Origin of the sequence: Sinomonas sp. P47F7, assembly GCF_049332655.1 — a bacterium.
GTDB lineage: Bacteria > Actinomycetota > Actinomycetes > Actinomycetales > Micrococcaceae > Sinomonas.
Genome location: NZ_CP186327.1, coordinates 3,755,236 through 3,773,479, shown reverse-complemented (window position 1 = coordinate 3,773,479; position 18,244 = coordinate 3,755,236). Strand labels below are relative to the sequence as shown.

21 protein-coding genes are annotated in these 18,244 nt (G+C 66.9%); 9 read left to right on the top strand and 12 right to left on the bottom strand.

All coding sequences use genetic code 11. The annotated features are described in order from the left end of the window. Positions 1–29: 29 nt before the first annotated feature. Positions 30–410 carry a hypothetical protein gene (locus tag ACOKR1_RS17720; RefSeq protein ID WP_422934226.1) on the top strand — a complete coding sequence of 127 codons (381 nt, stop codon included), beginning with the start codon at positions 30–32 and terminating at the stop codon, positions 408–410. A 956-nt stretch (positions 411–1,366) separates the two neighbouring features. Beyond that, positions 1,367–1,609 carry a hypothetical protein gene (locus ACOKR1_RS17715; protein ID WP_422934225.1) on the top strand — a complete coding sequence of 81 codons (243 nt, stop codon included), beginning with the start codon at positions 1,367–1,369 and terminating at the stop codon, positions 1,607–1,609. Positions 1,610–1,778: 169 nt separating this feature from the next. Here the strand turns inward: ACOKR1_RS17715 and ACOKR1_RS17710 are convergent, their stop codons facing one another. The 9 genes from ACOKR1_RS17710 to ACOKR1_RS17670 form a co-directional block, all read right to left on the bottom strand. Next, positions 1,779–2,177, bottom strand: coding sequence for a VOC family protein (locus ACOKR1_RS17710; protein WP_307967751.1), 399 nt, complete (start codon positions 2,175–2,177; stop codon positions 1,779–1,781). A 64-nt stretch (positions 2,178–2,241) separates the two neighbouring features. Next, on the bottom strand, positions 2,242–3,054 hold the full coding sequence (locus ACOKR1_RS17705; RefSeq protein WP_307967752.1) for an AAA family ATPase: 813 nt from the start codon (positions 3,052–3,054) through the stop codon (positions 2,242–2,244). Further along, on the bottom strand, positions 3,051–4,445 hold the full coding sequence (locus ACOKR1_RS17700) for a Mu transposase C-terminal domain-containing protein (protein WP_307967753.1): 1,395 nt from the start codon (positions 4,443–4,445) through the stop codon (positions 3,051–3,053). The genes ACOKR1_RS17705 and ACOKR1_RS17700 overlap by 4 nt, the downstream gene beginning before the upstream one ends. 1 nt (position 4,446) lies before the next feature. Beyond that, complete coding sequence (locus tag ACOKR1_RS17695) at positions 4,447–5,049, bottom strand: recombinase family protein (RefSeq protein WP_307967754.1); 603 nt, start codon at positions 5,047–5,049, stop codon at positions 4,447–4,449. A gap of 197 nt (positions 5,050–5,246) precedes the next feature. Beyond that, positions 5,247–6,245, bottom strand: coding sequence for a carbohydrate kinase family protein (locus tag ACOKR1_RS17690; RefSeq protein ID WP_422934224.1), 999 nt, complete (start codon positions 6,243–6,245; stop codon positions 5,247–5,249). Continuing rightward, the gene (locus ACOKR1_RS17685) at positions 6,242–7,282 is read right to left on the bottom strand and encodes an NAD(P)-dependent alcohol dehydrogenase (RefSeq protein ID WP_307967756.1); all 1,041 of its coding nucleotides are present in this window, start codon (positions 7,280–7,282) and stop codon (positions 6,242–6,244) included. Before ACOKR1_RS17685 ends, ACOKR1_RS17690 begins: the two co-directional genes overlap by 4 nt. Positions 7,283–7,301: 19 nt before the next feature. Next, positions 7,302–8,189, bottom strand: coding sequence for a carbohydrate ABC transporter permease (locus ACOKR1_RS17680; protein ID WP_307967757.1), 888 nt, complete (start codon positions 8,187–8,189; stop codon positions 7,302–7,304). Continuing rightward, positions 8,186–9,145, bottom strand: a complete 960-nt coding sequence (locus ACOKR1_RS17675; RefSeq protein ID WP_307967758.1) for a sugar ABC transporter permease — start codon at positions 9,143–9,145, stop codon at positions 8,186–8,188. Before ACOKR1_RS17675 ends, ACOKR1_RS17680 begins: the two co-directional genes overlap by 4 nt. A 132-nt stretch (positions 9,146–9,277) precedes the next feature. Continuing rightward, the gene (locus ACOKR1_RS17670; protein ID WP_307967759.1) at positions 9,278–10,627 is read right to left on the bottom strand and encodes an ABC transporter substrate-binding protein; all 1,350 of its coding nucleotides are present in this window, start codon (positions 10,625–10,627) and stop codon (positions 9,278–9,280) included. 255 nt (positions 10,628–10,882) lie between these two features. On the opposite strand from ACOKR1_RS17670, the gene ACOKR1_RS17665 reads away from it, so the two are divergent. Then, entirely contained in the window at positions 10,883–11,824 is a 942-nt protein-coding gene (locus ACOKR1_RS17665; RefSeq protein WP_307967760.1) for an AraC family transcriptional regulator, read from the top strand. Between the two features lie 276 nt (positions 11,825–12,100). Further along, on the top strand, positions 12,101–12,718 hold the full coding sequence (locus ACOKR1_RS17660) for a recombinase family protein (protein ID WP_422934223.1): 618 nt from the start codon (positions 12,101–12,103) through the stop codon (positions 12,716–12,718). Between the two features lie 113 nt (positions 12,719–12,831). Here the strand turns inward: ACOKR1_RS17660 and ACOKR1_RS17655 are convergent, their stop codons facing one another. Continuing rightward, positions 12,832–13,155 carry a hypothetical protein gene (locus ACOKR1_RS17655; RefSeq protein WP_422934222.1) on the bottom strand — a complete coding sequence of 108 codons (324 nt, stop codon included), beginning with the start codon at positions 13,153–13,155 and terminating at the stop codon, positions 12,832–12,834. Between the two features lie 508 nt (positions 13,156–13,663). Here ACOKR1_RS17655 and ACOKR1_RS17650 point away from each other — a divergent pair. After that, positions 13,664–13,936, top strand: coding sequence for a hypothetical protein (locus ACOKR1_RS17650; RefSeq protein ID WP_422934221.1), 273 nt, complete (start codon positions 13,664–13,666; stop codon positions 13,934–13,936). Positions 13,937–14,232: 296 nt separating this feature from the next. On the opposite strand, the gene ACOKR1_RS17645 is transcribed toward ACOKR1_RS17650, so the two are convergent. Further along, positions 14,233–14,616, bottom strand: coding sequence for a hypothetical protein (locus ACOKR1_RS17645; RefSeq protein WP_422934220.1), 384 nt, complete (start codon positions 14,614–14,616; stop codon positions 14,233–14,235). A gap of 267 nt (positions 14,617–14,883) precedes the next feature. On the opposite strand from ACOKR1_RS17645, the gene ACOKR1_RS17640 reads away from it, so the two are divergent. The 4 genes from ACOKR1_RS17640 (at position 14,884) to ACOKR1_RS17625 (ending at position 17,268) form a co-directional block, all read left to right on the top strand. After that, entirely contained in the window at positions 14,884–15,105 is a 222-nt protein-coding gene (locus tag ACOKR1_RS17640; RefSeq protein WP_422934219.1) for a hypothetical protein, read from the top strand. A 492-nt stretch (positions 15,106–15,597) separates the two neighbouring features. After that, positions 15,598–15,840, top strand: coding sequence for a hypothetical protein (locus tag ACOKR1_RS17635; RefSeq protein ID WP_422934218.1), 243 nt, complete (start codon positions 15,598–15,600; stop codon positions 15,838–15,840). 11 nt (positions 15,841–15,851) lie between these two features. Beyond that, entirely contained in the window at positions 15,852–16,676 is an 825-nt protein-coding gene (locus tag ACOKR1_RS17630) for a Fic/DOC family protein (RefSeq protein ID WP_422934217.1), read from the top strand. 4 nt (positions 16,677–16,680) lie between these two features. Beyond that, positions 16,681–17,268, top strand: a complete 588-nt coding sequence (locus tag ACOKR1_RS17625; protein WP_422934216.1) for a recombinase family protein — start codon at positions 16,681–16,683, stop codon at positions 17,266–17,268. 372 nt (positions 17,269–17,640) lie between these two features. Here the strand turns inward: ACOKR1_RS17625 and ACOKR1_RS17620 are convergent, their stop codons facing one another. Continuing rightward, positions 17,641–18,204 (bottom strand): hypothetical protein, encoded by a 564-nt coding sequence (locus ACOKR1_RS17620; RefSeq protein ID WP_422934215.1) that lies wholly within the window; start codon positions 18,202–18,204, stop codon positions 17,641–17,643. Positions 18,205–18,244 lie beyond the last annotated feature (40 nt).

Genomic DNA, 18,244 nt, shown 5'->3' with positions numbered 1-18,244 from the left:
CTTGTAGTGGCAGAAAGGAGGCTGTGGTCATGACGATTGCGCCCGGAGGGCCCCGCCACCGGGTCGGGTCCGTGTATTTGGAGACCGCGCAGCTGGTCCAGGAGCTGTGCGACCTGCTCGGGTCGAAGCTGGTTGCCTCGGTGGCCGGGGTGAAGGATCCCGGGCAGGTGCGCAAGTGGGCCCGCGGCGAGCTAGAGCCCACCCAGCCGGCCCAGCAGCGGCTCCGGTTCGCCTACGACATCCTCCATGAGATCGAGGCGGCCGAGGGGCGCCGGGTTGCCCAGGCCTGGGCGATCTCGGTGAACCCGCGGCTGGACTACGGCACGCCGTTGAAGGCCATCCGCGAGGAGCGCTTCCAGGAGACCGCGGCGGCGGCGAAGGCCCTGATGGAAGATGCCTGGGACGGGTGAGGCGCCGACAGTGCACCAGGACCGGCCTGTCGATCGTCGAGGGGCCGGTCACCATGTACAGGGTGGCTGTCTCCGCCTACGGACGAGGGCCGCTCAATCCCATGCTCCGACCGGCTGACCCTGCCCTGGACAGGCGGGACTGGAATCGGTTCGACACGCCGGAGCTGACCGTCTACGGCGCGGACAAGCGCGCCACTGCGTTCACTGAGTCGATCGCCTACAAGGCGCCGTCCGCGCGGGACTACGCAGGCCTTGCGGAGGAGGCCGCGTTCCTCGGGGTCGGCCTGGACGAGCTGCACAGCCTGGGTGTCCCGGTCGACGGCCTGGACGAGCTCCTCGACGAGCTGCGCAGCCTGGGTGTCCCGGTCGACGGCCTGGACTCGGACTGGCGGCTGGCCCGGGAGGTCTACACCCTGGAGTTCACTTCCAGGACATGGGTCGACCTTGCCCATCCGGACGGTTGTGGCCGTGAAGGCCTCCGGCATCGCCGACGCCGACCGGCTGACCCTAGCGGACCTCACGGGCGACGACCGGGCGGTGACCACGAAGGTGGCCCAGTGGATCCGCGCTCAGGAGCTCGACAGTGGGACCGCACCGGATGGCCTGCGGTATCCGTCCAAGTTCGGCTTCGCCGACGGCGACTACTGCTGGGCTGTCTTCCTCGACGGCGTCGGTGGGCAGGGGGTTTCAGTGCGGGCGAGTCCCTCTCCGCCTCGGACGGAGACCTTCGCACGGCCATGCGGCGCACCGGAGTCAGCGTCAGCTGACACCGTCGCTGCACACCAGCGCCGCGCGGCGCGTGATCGCCTGCCTACGGTGGCGGCAAGGCTCGCCGGCAACGGCCCGGTTCGAGGTGTGGGTTTCAGCGCTACGTGGCGGCAATCTGCGGCGAAACAGGGTCGCGTCGAAACCGGTCTCGGACGTTTGAGATAGCGTCAGGCGTAACGAGTCGAAGGGTGTTTTCAGCCGAGGGCCAACGATTCGATATCGAGGAGCGCTGGCCCGAGCTGTTCGCGCAGCTCGACGCGTCCCAGAGACGGTCCGTGTTGAATACGCTCGCCGCCGACTGGCATGAGGGCTGGGAGCCGAATCGCGAGGACGTTGAGAACATCACGGATCTGGTCAGAGGCGCGATCGATCAGGACGAGTTCTTGCGTCGCTCGGATGCGGCCGCCGAGCGGCGCCGCAAGGGGGCCTGAACCCCGGGGCGTGGATGCCCGGCATCGAGGGAACGCTCGCGCATGCGAGACTTCACTTTTGTCCGAAGCAGCCCGTTTGCGTGACGTAGGGTAAGTGACGGATTTAGTTGTGGATTTGATCGCTCGGTCGCGGTGTTCTGTGATCGGTTTGTGGCGGTGTGCCGTGGGATCAATCCAGGGGCGTGGGACTGCCTGGGTCCTCGGCTAGCGCTGCTTCGTAGTCCTCCCGCGACTGGAGAATGCAGAAGTGGTTGCCGCCCGGATCGGCCATGACGGTCCAGCTTTCCTGTCCGGACTGACCGATGTGGGCGATGGAGGCTCCGAGCTCGAGTGCGCGGTCGATGCAGGCGCGCTGGTCTTCGGGGCGGAGGTCCAGATGGATCGCGCTGGCCGAGGGCGGGCTCGTCGATGGCTGGATCAGGAGTGTCGGGCCGCCGTCCCCGACGAGCATCACGGAGTCGCTGTTGTTAGGCGCGACCCGGTAGCCGAGCAAGTCGCGCCAGAACCGGGCAACATCCTTGGGGCGGTCGGTCTTGAGCGTGACCGTCGCGATGCTTATTGCGATCATGGGACGATTCTTCCGGGAGCGACGCCGCGAATGCCACCACGATGTAGCTGCGGACTACCCGCAGCTAGTTGCCGATGACGAGGATGCTGGCGGCAGCTTCGATGACGTCGTCGGTGATGGTTTCGAGCTGGTTGATCTTGAGTACTCGTTGAATCTGCGGGAAGAGGCGCTCGAGGAGGCGGAAGTTGCCGCGGGTGATCCGTTCGATTGCGGCGATGGCTTGTGCGTCGGTGAAGTCTTCGGGGTCGAGGGTGCGTCCGAGGCGTTTCCAGTGGCGGTCGAGGACGAAGAGGAGTTCGTCTCGGCCGAGTGCGCGGTAGCGATGGGAGAAGCCGAGGCGGCTGTAGAGCTGGGGGTAGTGGCGGAAGCGTTGGTCTATGCCGGGCATGCCGATCAGGATGATGGCCAGGTGATGGCGGTCGTGCTTGTCTCGGAGGAGTTCGAGCGCAGTTGGTGTGAGGCGTTCGGCTTCGTCGATGATGAGCAGTTCGACCCACTTGCCGGTGTTGATGGTGGGGCCTCCGGTGACCTTGCCGATGAGGCGCTGGTGCTCGTCGATGCAGATCCCGATCCTGGTTTGCAGTTGGTCGATTTCGCGCATGAGGTCTTTGGGCCTGGGTATCACTTCGGGGGTGTAAACGACGGTGCGGGAGCGGTTGGCGGCCGCGTAGTGCTTGGGGTCTGCCTCTTCGCTGCGTGGTCCCCATCGGGTGACGAAGAGCTCGAGGGTGTCCCAGTGTGCATAGCGGCGTGCCGATTGGGTCTTGCCTACGCCTGCGTCGCCGTGGCAGATGCCGATGGTGCCCTCCTTGCGCACGGCGTTGGCGAACTCGGTGAAGCGGCGGTGTTCCTTGGTGACGATGAAGTCGTTGCTCATTGCTCGTCCTCTTCGTAGGTTCGCAGCTTCACGCGGCGTGCCACGGGTGCGGCCCTGGGGGCGGTGGGCTCTTCGTGGGCCGCGGCGCGTGGGATGCGGTCATTGATCTCCTTGCGCAGCTGGCGGCGTCTGGCCCGGCGGGCGGTCTCGATCTCGCGCAGGCTCAGGCGCTGGTTCGGGTGGGTCTCGTCGATGGCGGCGCAGATGAAGGTGTCGTGGTCGTAGACGCGGATCTCGGAGAGGTCGCGGGGGTCGTACCGGATGGTCACCGGCTTGCGGACGAACGGCGCCAGGGTTGGCGAGTGGTAGCGCTGGCCTTGGAAGTGGATGCCGTCGCGCTGCACGGTGCGGTGCTTGGGGACGGTCAGGAGCAGTCCGTCGAGCTCCTCGAGGGTCTCGGGCATGCGCGGCAGCCAGCCGTCGGCGGTCCATGCCTTCTTCGGGCTGGTCCCGAGCTCCCGGTGGGGGCGCTCGTTGTATACAGAGATGAAGTCGGCCATAGCCGCGTCGAGGGCAGCCAGGTCCAGGACCGGTTTCGGCGCCCTCGCTCCGGGGGCGAGTTGCCCGGGGAGGGCAGCGAGGAGCTCGGTGTTGACGGTGCCGAAGAAGCGCTCGACCTTCCCACGCCCCTGGGGCCGGCCGATCGTGGAGTAGATGAGGCGAATCTTCAGCGCGACCGCGGTGTACTCGAGGTGGTGGCTGGTGAAGTCGCTGCCGTGGTCGACGTGCAGCACATCCGGGACGCCGCACATCGCCCAGGACGGGTCGGTCTTGCGCCAGATCGCCTGCCGCAGCGCCAGGGCGGTGTTCATCGCCGACGGCGCGCCGGTGAAGACCGTGTACCCGCACACCGCTCGTGCGTAGTCGTCGATCACGACCGTCAGCCACGGCCGCTCCGGCTTGCCGTCGGCGCCGACGATGAGGATGTCGAGCTCGGTGTGGTCGGCCTGCCACGCGGCGTTCGGCCTCTCGGCCCGGCGACGGAACACCAGCTCGTGCCGATCGCGGTAGGCCGTAGGCCCCTCCAGCGCCAGCGTCACCAGCGCGGGGTCGAGGCCGCGGACGATCGCGCGTACGGTTGCGTAGCTCGGGCGCGGAACCTGAAGCCGGTCCGCCTCCGCCATTGCGAGGCGGTGCAGCGTGGCGATGCCGGGGCGCGGCCTTGTCAACGCAAGGCCCTCGACGAACGTCACCAAGTCCCCGGCCGTGCGTCGGGTCCCGGAATCAACCCGCACCCGGGTTTGGAGTGCGTCGATGCCGCCGGCCTTGTAGAACTGGTGCCAGCGCTGGAGGGTGCGCAGCCCGATGCCTGCGTCCCGTGCCAGGGCCGTGAGCGGGATGCCGTCCTCGACGTGGAGCCGGAGGATGTGCCACCGCTGCAGCCCACCCATGTCAGGCCCGTTCGGCCCCGGCAACACGTGAACGTTCTGCGAGCTGGTGGCGGTACAGCGTCGCCCTCGACCAGCCGACCAGCTTCGCGGCGTCCTCTGCTGTGCGGCCCTTCGACCTGGCGTCGGCGACGATCGCGAGCTTCTCCGCCACCACATCAGGATTCAGCGGCGGCCGCCCGAACCGGGTGCCATTCTGCTTCGCAGCCGCGATGCCCGCGTTGACACGCTCGGCAATCAGCTCGCGCTCGTACTCGGCCAGGGTTGCGAGCATTCCCAGCATCATCCGTCCTGACGAGGTCTCCGGGTCGATCCCGTCCGAGACCGACTGGATCTTCATCCCGCTTTCGCGCAGCAGGTTCACGGTGTTCAGGACATCGATCAGGGAGCGGCCGAGACGGTCGATGCGCCAGACCACCACGGTGTCCCCGGGCTCGGCGTAGTCCAGCAGTCGCTTCATCCCCGGTCGCTGCACCGCAGTCCGGCTGCCCGAGGTTACGTCGGAGAAAACGTCCCTCGGCTCTACCCCGACGCCCCGCAGCGCATCGAGCTGCAGCCGTGCGTCCTGGCCGACGGTGCTCACCCGCGTGTACCCCAGAAGCCTCACCCGCCCAGTGTGCCCCACAAACCCCCGAAAACACCGCACCTGAGGCAGATTTCGACGAGACGTGTTTCCAAGACATCAGAGGCCTTGAAAAGCCGGCATACGCCCGAGGGGAGAGCCATGATCATGCGGCGTCTCGTCAAGCTGTAGATTTCCAAGGCACGGTTCTTGGTCGTCGCGGCCGCGATGACCGTAGGCGTTCAGGCCGGTGTGCCCGTCATGGGGCCGAGGTCGCCCAGCCCTGGGAGGTCGGCTCCGGGGCGGGAGCAGGTGAGTGCGGCCGCGTTGGTGGCGTACTCGATAAGGGCCGCGAGACTCTCATGGTCGAGGCGGCGGAGCTGGTCCCTCTTGGAGGCGCCGAGCAGGTCGAGCTGGGCCAAGCCTGCGATGAGGGCCGCCATGAAGGAGTCGCCCGCGCCGACGGTGTCGGCGACGGTGACCGCCCGCGCGGGCATTTCGACCCTTGCGGTCCGGGTCAGGGCGATGGGGCCGAGTGCTCCCCGGGTGACGGCGATGAGCGCGGGCCCGGCGTCGAGCCACGCCGCCAGAGTCTCGTCGAGGGTCCGGTTCGGGTAGAGCCAGAGGAGGTCTTCGTCGCTGGCTTTGACGATGTCGCTGCTTTGGACGAAGACCTCGGCCTGACGGCGGGCGATGGTGTTGTCCCCGACGATGGATGGCCGGCAGTTCGGGTCGTAGCTTATCGTCTCGTTCCGTTGGGCGGCCTGCACGAGGGAATGGACGGTCTGGTCTCCGGGCGGGAGCATCGTGGCGATCGATCCGGTGTGGACGTGGGCGGAGTCCTCCGTGCTCGCGAGGGCTGCGAGGGCGGCGTCGGCGATCTCCCACGTGAGCGAGAAGGTGTACGTGGCGGCCCGGTCTGCACCGAGGGTTGCGGTCGCTGTCGAGGTGGGGCCGACCCCGCCGTTGACGGCCTCCACGCCGTTGGCGGCGAGGTGCTCGGCGATCGAACGCCCATGGGCGTCCTCGCCGAAGTGGGTGACGAGGCGCGTGGCCAGTCCGAGGCGCGCGCAGCCTATGGCGACATTCAGGGGGCTTCCCCCGACGTGTTCGGACACGCGCGGGCTCCCGCCGTCCGCGCCGTCCGCGTGGATGATGTCCATGAGTGCCTCGCCGATCACGCTGATGCGGGCGGGAGCGCCGCCGGGCGAGTGGGCGTGCGGTGTGTTCACGGGAGTCATTTGCCGGGGTAGACGACGGCCTTGAGCTGGCCGGGCTGCCTGCCGGCGTTGAGCGCGTCCTCGGCCTGGTCGAGGGCGAAGCGGCCGGTGACGAGGACGTCCAGGTCGACCTTGCCGTCGGCGACCAGCTGGATGGCCAGCGGCCAGGTGTTCGTGTACCTGAAGACGCCGGAGAGCCAGATCTCCCGGTTCTGGATGAAGGACACGGGGAGCTCGACGTCGTCGGCCCCGAGGCCCACGAGGATGACCTTTCCCGCGGGGGCGACGGCCTTGATACCGGTGCGGACGGCGGGGGCCGCGCCGGAGGCGTCGATGAACGCGTCGACGTCGAGGCCTTCGACGCTGTCGGCCTTCGGGTTCAGGGCGTGGGTCGCGCCGTGCTGGAGCGCGAAGGCCAGGCGGTCCTCCGCGATGTCCGTGACATATACCTCGGCCGCGCCGAAGGCGCGGGCGGCCTGGGCGGCGATGATGCCGATGGGACCGGCGCCGGCGATGAGGACGCGGCTGCCGGGGCGGATCCCGGCGCGTTCGCAGGCCCAGATCCCCACGGAGAGCGGCTCGATGAGCGCGGCGGCTTCGTCGCTGACGCTGTCGGGGATGGCGTAGGCGAAGTCGCTCTGGATCTTCACGTATTCGGCGAAGGCTCCGTCGATGGGCGGGGTGGCGTAGAACTCGACGTCCGGGCAGAGGTTGTACCGGCCGGCCTTGCACTGGGCGCAGGTGCGGCACGGGCGCTGGGGTTCGACGGCGACCCGCTGTCCGATGCGGGAGGGGTCCACGTCCTTGCCGACGGCGGCGATCCGGCCGGAGAGCTCGTGGCCGAGGATCAGCGGGTGGTCCACGATGTAGGGGCCGATCCGGCCGTGCTCGTAGTAGTGCACGTCGCTGCCGCAGACGCCGACGGCCGCGACCTGGACCAGGACCTGATCGTCGTCGGGGGCCGGGACGTCGAGGGTTTCGAGGGCGATTTCGCCCTGACGCCTGAGCACGGACGCGCGCATGGTCGTGGGAGGTGCCGAGAGGGCGGTGGTGGTCATGAAGAGATCCTTTTGCGAGTTACTTGACGGCGCCGAGCGAGAGGCCTTGGACGAGCTTGTCCTGGGCGGCGAATCCGGCGACGAGGACGGGAAGGGATACGGCCACTGCGGCGGCGCAGACCTTGGCCAGGAACAGGCCCTGGCTGGTGACGAAGCTGGTCAGGAATACCGGGGAGGTGTAGGCGGCGGTGCTGGTGAGCACGTTGGCGAACAGGAGCTCGTTCCAGCTGAAGATGAAGCAGATCAGCGCTGTCGCGGCGATCCCGGGCCCGGAGACGGGGATGATGATGCGCCGGAAGATCGTCAGGAGCCCGGCGCCGTCGATGGAGGCGGCCTCGAGGATCTCGACCGGGACCTCGGAGAGGAACGAGCGCATCATCCACACGGCGATGGGCAGGTTCATCGAGGTGTACAGGATGACGAGCAGCAGGACGCTGTCCAGGAGCCCGGTGGACTTGGCGATCAGGTAGATCGGCAGCAGTCCGGCCACGACGGGGAGCATCTTGGTAGAGAGGAAGAAGAACATCACATCCGACCACTTCTTCACCGGCCGGATCGAGAGGGCGTACGCGGCCGGGATGGACAGGGCCAGGACGAGGAGGGTGGAGATGACGCTGGCCATGGCCGAGTTAAGCAGCGGCGGGATCGGGGAGGCGCCGCTGCTGGCGCCGAAGAACTCCGCGTAGCCGTCCAGCGTCAGGGGCGCGAGCAGCGATGGCGGGTTGGTCGCGGCGTCGGTCTCGGCGTGCAGGGAGGTCAGGACCATCCACGCCGCGGGGGCGACGAAGAGCAGGCCCACGGCCCAGGCCAGCAGCCCGAGCAGGAGCGTGGCCGACTTCCGTCTCCGTGCGGTCCGGGAAATGGACACGCTGGACGTTGACCTGGCGTGCGTTGCGGTGGTGCTCATCGGGTTTCCTCCTTCAGGAGCGTGGAAACGGTCCGCAGTGCGAAGGTGGCCAGCAGCAGGGAGCCGATGACGATGACGACGCCGGCCGCGGAGGCGGCGCCGTAGTCGTGGGCCAGGAAGAACGTCTGGTAGATGCTGTACGGGAGGTTGGCGGTGCCCAGGCCCCCGGAGGTGATGGTGAAGACGGCGTCGAAGTTCTGCACGATGTAGATCGAGCCCAGCAGCGCGGCGAGCTCGAGGTACCGGCGCAGGTGCGGCAGGGTCATGAACCGGAAGAGCTGCCACGTGCTGGCCCCGTCGATCCGGGCCGCCTCGATCACGTCCAGCGGCCTGGACTGCAGGCCGGCGAGCAGGATGAGCATCATGAACGGGGTCCACTGCCAGACCAGGTCGACCTCGATCGCGCCGAGCGGCTGCATCGAGATCCAGTCGGGCTGCGGCGCCTGGAACCCGAAGACGCCGCCGACCCAGTTCAGGATGCCGTTGAGCAGCCCGTACGAGGGGTTGAACAGAGCGTGCTTCCACAGCAGGGCCGATGCCACCGGCACGATCAGGAACGGGGTGATCAGGATCGTGCGCACAATGCCGCGTCCCCAGAAGTGCCGGTCCAGCAGCAGCGCGATGCCCAGGCCGAGCACGAGGCTGACCAGGACCACGACGACGGTGAGCACGATCGTGGTGAGCACCGAGTTGCGCAGCGATTCGTCGGTGAAGACGCTCACGTAGTTGTCGAACCAGCCGAACTTCACGTCGTTGGGGTAGAGGGCGTTCCAGTCGAAGAAGGAGATGACGACGGTGACCACGAACGGCAGCTGTGTCACCGCGATCATGAAGACCAGGGCCGGCAGCAGCGGTGCCCGGCGCGCCCACGCCGCAGCCCTTTCGAAGCCCGCCTTCCTGCCCGGGGCGGGCGTCGAATTCCGCCGGCCGGTCTTGACGGTCGATGCGATGGCCATGGTGCACTCCAATGTCTCTGTCCCGCTGATGTCCAGTCCCCCTCGATGTGCCCCGAAGCGGACGGTCAGGGGACGGGAGGTGCGGCGGCGGGCGGCGGCCAGAAGGCTTCGGCGCGCCCGCCGCAGCAGGGGCTACTTCTTGTACTTGTCCGCGACCTTCTGGGCCAGGGACTGGGCCTTGTCGAGGGCCTGCCGGACACTCTCCTGCCCGGCGATCGCCGAGGAGATCTCCTGGGAGACCTGGGTGCCAAGGTCTGCGAACTCGGGGATCGCGACGAACTGGATCCCCGGGGCCGGGCGGGGCTGGACGCCCGGGTTGGCCGGGTCGGCCGAGTTGATCGCGTCCTGGGTCGGCTTGTAGAAGGCCGCCGCGGCCTTCTGATAGTCAGCGTTCTCGAACGTCGAGGTCCGCTTCCCTGCCGGAACCCGGCTCCAGCCCAGCTGCTGGCCGACCAGGTTCTCGTACTGCTTGCCCGAGGCCCACTCGATGAACTTCACCGCGGCGTCCTGGTGCTTGGCGGCCTTCTCGATGCCCCATGCCCAGGAGTACAGCCACCCCGAGCTCTTCGTCTGGTCCACCGGCGCCGCGACATAGCCGAGCTTGCCAGCCACGGGCGAATCCTTGGCTTCGAGGGAGCCGGCGGCGGCCGTAGAGTCGTACCACATGGCCACCTTGCCCTGCTGCAGGTTGTTCAGGCACTCGGTGTAGCCGGCCTGCGGCGCGCCGTTCTCGCCATGTTGGCGGACCAGGTCCGTGTAGAACTGGGTGGCCTTGACGAACTCGGGCGCGTTGACCTGGGCGCTCCAGTCCTTGTCGAACCACGTCCCGCCGAAGGTATTCACCACAGTGTCCAACGGGGCCAGCACCTGCCCCCACCCGGGCTGGCCGCGCAGGCAGATACCCTTCATCCCGGGCTGCGCGCCGTCGGCCTTCGCAGCCAGGTCCGCCACCTGCTGCCACGTCGGGTGATCCGGCATGGCCAGGCCCTTGGCCGCGAAGACATCCTTGCGGTACATCAGGAACGAGGACTCCCCGTAGAAGGGCTCCGCGTACAGCTTCCCGTCCGCCCCGGTCAGGGACTTCGTCATCGGAGCAAGGATGTCCGACTGGTCGAAGTCCGCAGACTTGGCCACGGAGTCATCCAAGGAGGATAGCCAGCCGTTCTTGGAGTAGAACGGGACCTCATAGTTGCTGATCGAGGCCACGTCATACTGCCCGGCCTGGCTCGAGAACTCCTGGCTGATCTTGGCCCGCACGTCGTTCTCCGGCAGGACCGTGAAGTTGACCTTGATGCCCGTCTGCTTCGTGAAGTTGTCCGCCGTCAGCTTCTGCAGGTCGACCATCTGCGGATTGTTCACCATGAGCACGTTCACCTCCTTGTCGGAGGCGCTCGACCCACCTGCACCCCCGCAGGCAGAAGCGGAGAGGGCGATACAGAGGGCACCGGCAGCGAGCGAGGCTGCGCGCATACTCTGGCGCATAAAAGGACTCCTTTGTTCTTTCGAGGGCACGCCGCAGCGCATCGGCTGGGGACGGGCTTGTCGGCCTGGGGCGGATCGGTTCCGGCTCTGCAGCCCCTCGGCCCCTTGGCGTTCCTCAACAGTAGGCTTCGGACCCAGACACAACTAGCGCTACAGTTGCCAAGGTCTGATACTTATTTTCCAAGCGATGGGGCTGGCGAAGATACGCTGACCGTCCGCGACGACGTGCTCCCGGAACGGTGGAAAGAGGGTCCGATGGCAGACTCAGGGGATGAGCTGGCAACGGCGAGGATCGCCGAGCGCCTGCTCGGGATGCGCGCCAACCGAGAGGTCATCCCGCAGGACCCGAACCACAGCGTCCGATGGCACGAGCACGACTATCCGAGCCCCATAGCCAGATGGAACTACCATCCCGAGCACGAGATCCACCTGATCCGCAAGGGAACGGGGAAGTTCATCGTCGGGGACCACATCGGGACCTTCGAGGCCGGTCAGGTGTCCCTCATCGGTTCGGGCCTGCCCCACGACTGGGTCAGCGACCTGGCGCCGGGAGAAGTGCTGGAAAACAGGGACGCCGTCATCCAGTTCGACGGCAAGTGGCTCGAACAGTGTGCCGGGCTCATCCCCGAGCTCTCCGAGATGGCCCCGTTGCTCGAGGAGTCCTCCCGCGGCATCGAGTTCCTCGGCCAGTCCGCAGCAAACGCGGCCGACCAGATCGAGGCCATGGGCGCCAGCCGCGGCATGCAGCGGCTCCATCACCTCTTCGAGCTCTTCACCATCCTCGCAAGAGCCCCACAAGAGGACCGCCGATACCTCGCGGACGCGTGGTTCAAGCCTGAACTCGACAGCGAGGCCGCCGCCGTCGTGGACATCGCGCTGGAGTACCTGTTCAGCCATCACTCCGGCACCGCGCGCATGTCCGAGGCCGCCCAGCTCGTGGGCATGAGCGAGCCGACCTTCTCGAAGTACTTCAAGCGCTCAACCGGCCAGAACTTCAGCGACCTGCTCAGGAAACTCCGTGTCGCGCACGCCCGCCGGCTCCTGGAACAAACCGAAAAGCCCATCTCCGAGGTGTGCTACGAGGTCGGCTTCTCCAACCTGTCGAACTTCAACAGGCACTTCCTCAAAGACACGGGCCAGACGCCCCGCGAATACCGACGACACTCCCCGGATCTCCCGCCCCCCGTACGAACCTAGCTTCGCCACCTCAAGACTGCACCAGGCCTGCCTGGACAGACACTGTTTGGCCGACGCCCCGAGACCGCGACCCACCCCGGGCGAATGGGATCCCCGTTCAATGCCCACGGGGTGGCTGCATCCGCACGGTCCCAACAAGGGATGGCCCGCCATTTACCACTGACAGAAGCCCGCCACATAGCCCTGACATCCACAGATTTAGTGACAGTTTTCAAAAGGGTGGCCGATTTCCGCCAGACTGTCACGCAATCGGTCGTATAAGTGACGGAGGTCCCCGTGCTTGTCGGATACGTGAGGGTGTCGAAGGCCGACGGGTCCCAGACTACCGACCTCCAGCGCGACGCCCTCCTGGCCGCCGGGGTCCGCTCCGAGTCGGTCTACGAGGACAAGGCCTCGGGCAAGCGCGACGACCGGCCCCAGCTCGCCGCGTGCCTGAAGGCCCTCCGACACGGAGACACACTGGTGGCGTGGAAGCTGGACCGGCTGGGGCGCGACCTGCGCCATTTGGTGAACATCGTCCACGAGCTCACCGAACGTGGCATCGGCCTGAAGGTGCTCACCGGCCAGGGTGCCGCGATCGACACCACCACGGCCTCCGGCAAGCTCGTCTTCGGGATCTTCGCCGCCCTGGCCGAGTACGAACGAGAGCTCATCAGGGAAAGGACCATCGCCGGTCTGGCCTCCGCCCGAGCCCGGGGCCGCACCGGGGGCCGGCCCTACAAGATGACTCCTGCCAAGCTCCGGCTCGCCATGGCCTCCATGGGCAAGCCCGAGACCCGCGTGGGCGACCTCTGCGCAGAGCTCGGCATCACCCGCCAGACCCTCTACCGCCATGTCTCGCCCACCGGGCAGCTGCGCCCCGACGGGGAAAAGCTGCTCGCCAAGGGCAGATAGAGGACCGCCAAGCCGCCAGCGGCCCCCGGTCAGCGGGACTTGTGCTCTGGCTTCTGCCCATCGCCCCAAGTTCAGGGGTGAGGGACTTCATCAAACGATGCTCTTGGGGTCGTTCAGAGCGCGTCGGGAATCTGCGCTTCAAACCATTGCTTGAACGCCGGTAGGTCATGCAAGAGCGGCTTGCTCACTGAGAAGAAGGACTCGCCCACGCGCCAGGAAGTCTTCCCCTCGACCGGGAGGACGAGGAAGAGGAGTGAGTGCTTCCCGCGAACGCGTGGTCTCGCGTTCTGGAGCATCTCCTGGACAAGTCTCGGCCGGAACGTGGGCGAGCGGACGTCTCCCCATTCACCACGATTGGTATCGCCCTGCCCGGCAACCCAGGCGAGCGCCTCGCGCAGCAGGGGCTCGGCCACGCGCCCGAGCTCGGGTTCGTGCACGAGCGGCCTGAAGTAGTCGATAGGTCCGGGAGTTCGGCGCAAGACCACCCCGCCGAACAAGGCGACCCACCACGAGGCCCACTCGGCCGAGACCTCACCGCGGTTGCCCTCGTCGAGAAGCCTGCCGTCGACGCCGACGGCAGGCAGAACCCGGGTGCCAGGGGATCCCCGAGCCCTGTTTCCAGTCCGAGCCGGTCGCGGACGTAGAGTGCAATGCCCAGAGCCTGGGGCTCGAAGAACATCGCCTCCACCTTCGGACGCGGGAAGAGTGCCATGCCCTGACCGTACGCGAACGACCGGTGCTCGGTCCAAGCCACGGCGAAGGGACTTCTCCGAAGACGGGGATCTCCCAGCGTGAGGCCCAAGGTCGCGTCGCCTTGAACACGCGTGAACCGTGACTATGCGGTCACGGAATGAAACCACGGCGGAGGACCGCACTCTGGGTGGCCTCCGTGGTCCTCATCGGCGCCATGCCATATTCGCGGCGAGGCTGTGGAGCGTTCATCAGATGACCTCTGATTGGACGCTCTGGCCGAAGGCGGTCCCCTCCAAGGTCCAGTTCGCCGACCGGGATTTTGTCTGCGGGTCGACTCCGTTGCCGAGCACGCGCTCCCCGGAAGGACTGAGCCTGCAAGGCAAGACCGCTGGGGGCGCGGACTTCTATGCATCCGCACCGGGTCCCGACAAGGCCGCCGCGACGTCGATCCTGATCAAAGCGCAGACGGGGACGTTCAACTGCGCCCTCGTCACGCAGCAGCAGATATTGGAGCGGTGGTCGTGATGCTCTATTTCACGCTCACGCCAGCCGAGCAACGCACACGCTTAGAGAAGCGCCTGGAAGAAAGCCCCCACGGCACCTGGCCAATGTCAGACGAGGAGCTCGCAACCTACGCGGTCAAATTCGAGACGCCAACCTCTGGAGAAGTTGACGGGAGTGAGCCGATCGATAACGCGCCACCCGGGTTCGCGAGCTGGCAGGAGTGGATCAGCTGGCGATGGCCATCGCACGTCGGTTGAATGAGCCGACTATCGACAGCTGCACGTTGGCCGATCCCCGTCGGGGCGGCGGCTTCTGGGTCAGGCAGAACGAATCAATCGCAGCAGATCGTCGCCTGAGGACACGAGCACGACGTCTTCGTCGAGACCATCGGGCAAGTGCCGGCGTTGAGTCTCGTGCGTGATACAGATCGGGCATCCCACAGGGATGATCACCCAATCCGCCGCCCGAGCTCCTTGAACGAGGAGATCCCATGGCTGCTCCCCAGAGATGTGATTGGCCATCATGCCGTCGCGGCCACCGAGGTAGACATCGGCCGAGCCGTCGCCGCATTCGATGAGCGCGAAGCGCTGGTCTCCGTCTTCGCGCACAATGTACGGCTGCAGCACCTGCCGCATTTGGTCGCTGCCACGGGTGCCAGCTTCGCCGTCTCTGAAGCCCTGGAAAAACACATCGAAAGACACGAGTGCATGCTCCCACGCCGCAACAAATATCCGAAGATCGCCATCCCTGTACCGTGAGCGATCCGCCAGCGTGACGCGTCCCGCACCGGACAAATGAGTGCGGCGCGCTGATTGGAGTTTGAAGCCCGCAGATGGGGCTAGCCTTGGGGCCGTGGTGTGGATGATCGCATTCGTCGCGGAGCTTGCGGCGATTCTCCTGTGGGGACACCTACTATGTAGACGGCAGCGCAACGGCCTGCTGGTACGCGTGGTGGTGAGGACCGGCTGATGAGCGTCACAGTGCTGGCAGGACTGGTCTGCATGATGCTGATCCTCGTGCTCGGCGTCTGCACGGGGGTCGTCATACGGAGCCGGGCCCAAAGGGCTGACCGGCTGTCAGCCGCGCCGCTATCGGGTTCGGGCTGGGCGGCCGTCGCTGTGGCTGCAGCTGCCCTGATCGCCTTCGCCGTGACCGGAACGATCGGCGTCGCCGCGGTCTTCTCCCACTGAGCACCGCCCACACAAGGAGCGTCGGACTCTTCAGGAGGATTCCTGAACGAGGCATCGTCGCAGGGCCAGACACGCTCACCTTCAACGGCTCCGCCATCGAAACCGGGACCGAATCCTGCCGCTTTGCCCATTCCCAGCTTCGGGCCAAAAGCCACTTAATTCCACGCTTTGCTGATGCCCTGTGCTGACCGCCCCCACCGACATTCCACCACTTGCGGATCCCGGCAGTGCTTTTGGTCCCCCGCCGACAGATGCTTGTGGAACTCGCCTACGCAGTCAGGCAGCTCCGATCTCGGACGCTGGCCCATGCGCAGGACTTCGATCACCTGTGCAGACGACTTCGAACATTGACAAAACTGTGAGTGCGACACGCCACGATTCCTGCGCCGAAACGCTGCGCCGGAATCGGAACGCGCCGAAACATGGAGTTCGACGTTTTAGACGCACTTGGTAGAATGGACCAAGCAAGCAGGACGAGAGGGGAGTCCCATCATGAGTGAGCGATTCGACGTCGAGCAGCGCTGGCCCGAGCTCTTCGAGCAGCTCGACGAGGCAAAGCGCCGTTCGGTGCTGAACACCCTCGCCGCCGACTGGCACGAGGGCTGGATCCCGAACCGCGAGGACGTCGAGAACATCACCGACCTCGCCCGCGGCGCGATCGACGCCGCCGAGTACGACCGCCGCAGCGACGAGGCGGCAGAACGCCGTCGCCGGACCGTGCCCGCCGCCGGCTGAAAGCCCGGCCGGTGACCGCCTTCGACACCTGGGAGTCCTACTTCTACCCGGAGACCTACAACCGCGCCACCGGAGAAGGGACCCTGCGGAACCTGTTCGGTGAGCGCGACGCCGGAGTCCTGCACGAGAAGGAATACGCGCGCACCCGACGCCGGCAGCAGGAGATCCGCGACCGCCGCGTCGACATTCCCCGCACCTTCGACGCCGCACACCTCAAGGCACTGCACCGGCACGTCTTCCAGGACGTCTTCGAATGGGCAGGCGCCTACCGGACCGTCGAGATCTACAAGGGCAGCCCCCGCGGCTTCGCCAGCGCCAAGACCGGCGAGATCGAGCGCTACCTGAGCGACGTCCACACCATGGTCACCGGCGCGGACTGGGCCCGCATGGACCACGCCGCATTCTCGGCAGCAAGCGCCCACGTCTTCGCCTGGACCAACCAGGCGCATCCCTTCCGCGAGGGCAACGGACGCAGCTCGAAGCTGCTCATGGAACATGTCTCGGAACTCTCGCCGTTCCGCTTCGAATGGGAGCGCGTGGACGTCGATCGCTGGAACGAGGCATCCATGCTGTCCGGCCCTGATATGTTCGCCTACGAACCCCACCCCGAAGAGCTGTACCAGGTCTTCCAGACTGTCGCCGTCGGACGCGAACAGCAGGCGCCGGGGCAGCTCTCCGACGAGCTCGAGCAGCTGCGCTCCCTGACCCGCACCTCCTACCCACGATCGGCCGCCGAGGCGGCAAAGGATCCCCAGTGCGGTGGATCCGGCAGCGGGACGGCCAGCAGGGACCAATACGGGGCCCATCGTGGCCTCGGCGACGGCATGGGGAGGTGAGCCAGTGGGGAACCTGATCGGCTACGCACGCGTCGCGACACGGGAGCAGAACCCGGCCTCGCAGGAGGCCGAGCTCCGCGCCGCCGGGTGCGTGCGCGTCTTCACCGACCACGGCGAATCGAGCCGCGCGAAGGACCGCCCCCAGTGGGTGGCGTGCATGGACTACCTGAACCCTGGGGACACCCTCGTGATCCGCGCACTGGACCGCATTGCCGGCAGCGAGGTGATGGCGATCGAGACGATCGCCGAGCTGGGCCGGCGCGAGGTGAACATCAAGAGCCTGACCGAGCCGGCCTTCGACACCACGAGGCCGATGGGGCGCGCGCTGTTCAGCATGAACGCCGTCTACGCCCAGCTGCGCGTGGACATGATCCGGGAGAACACCCTGCGCGGCCTGGCGTACGCGAGGTCGCAGGGGAAGGTCGGCGGCCGCCCGACTGTCATGACGCCCAAGCGTGTGGCCGAGGCCGTCGAGATGCGCGCGGCAGGCAAGAGCCTGCGGCACATCGCCAGCGTCTTCCACGTCGGCGAGGCCAGCGTCCGCCGCGCCCTGGCCAAACACGACGCAGAGACCAGCTCAGCGTCGGCCTGACATAGTGCGAGGTGCTTCCGCGGTGAGAGAGCGGTGGAGCCCCAATTGTCCAGACACCGTCTGGACAATTGGGCCTGTCCTCTCGTTCTGGCCTCTGGGCTGGCGTCATGGCACAGCTCGAGCCCGACCTCCCCAGCGGATACGCCGATGCCCTGGCTGAGGTGAAGGAGAAGGTTCGGAAGGCGCAGCATCGGGCTCATCGGATCGTGAACGCGACGCAGCGGCACTCGACCAAGGCATCACATCAACCTCAGACTGAGCGCGCCTGACGCGCAACCGTGCGCGGGCGCAAAGACCGAGACCCGCCGATCGGCTGCTTGATTGCGAACCACTCGTGTCGTGTTTTCCGGGGACGGGCCGTTGGCGGTCGGGTCAGCCGCTGACGGACGCCAGGGTGATCCGGAGTGCACTGACGCGGACAGACTCCGGAGGAGTCCCTCCCTTCTCGAGCGACACGATCACCCCCGCAGCGGTGCCGGTGTAGGGCGAGCCGGAGTCGTCCTTGGCCCGGCCGAGCTGTCGTCCGTTGGCTTCGAGGGCCAACGAGTTGTCAGGGTTGCAGTAGGCCACGAGCGCGACGGAGCCGCTCTGGAGGGTCTGGTCGTCGCCCTTAGCCAGAATCTGCCACTGGTCCCCGGCCTGTTTGAAGATCGCCCACCGGCCGTTCGTCTTGACCGTGAACGTATAGGCATGGGTGTTGTCCTGGACTGCGCATCGGACACCGAACTGGGCGGCGGTCGCCGAACCGGAGGTCAGCTGCATCTGGGCCGCCACCACCTGGTGCGCCTGCTTGGCGTCCTCCTGCGACGACCAGAACTCCCCGTCCTTCTTCGCCGTGACCTGATACGCGCCGTCCTTCCCGCATCCGGCGGTGAAGTCGTTGTCGTCGCTGGTGGTGAAGGGACACGACCCAGCGGTCGAGTTCCAGTTGAACACCCGATGGCCAGGCGTGTCGGGAAGCGGCGAGGGTGCTGCA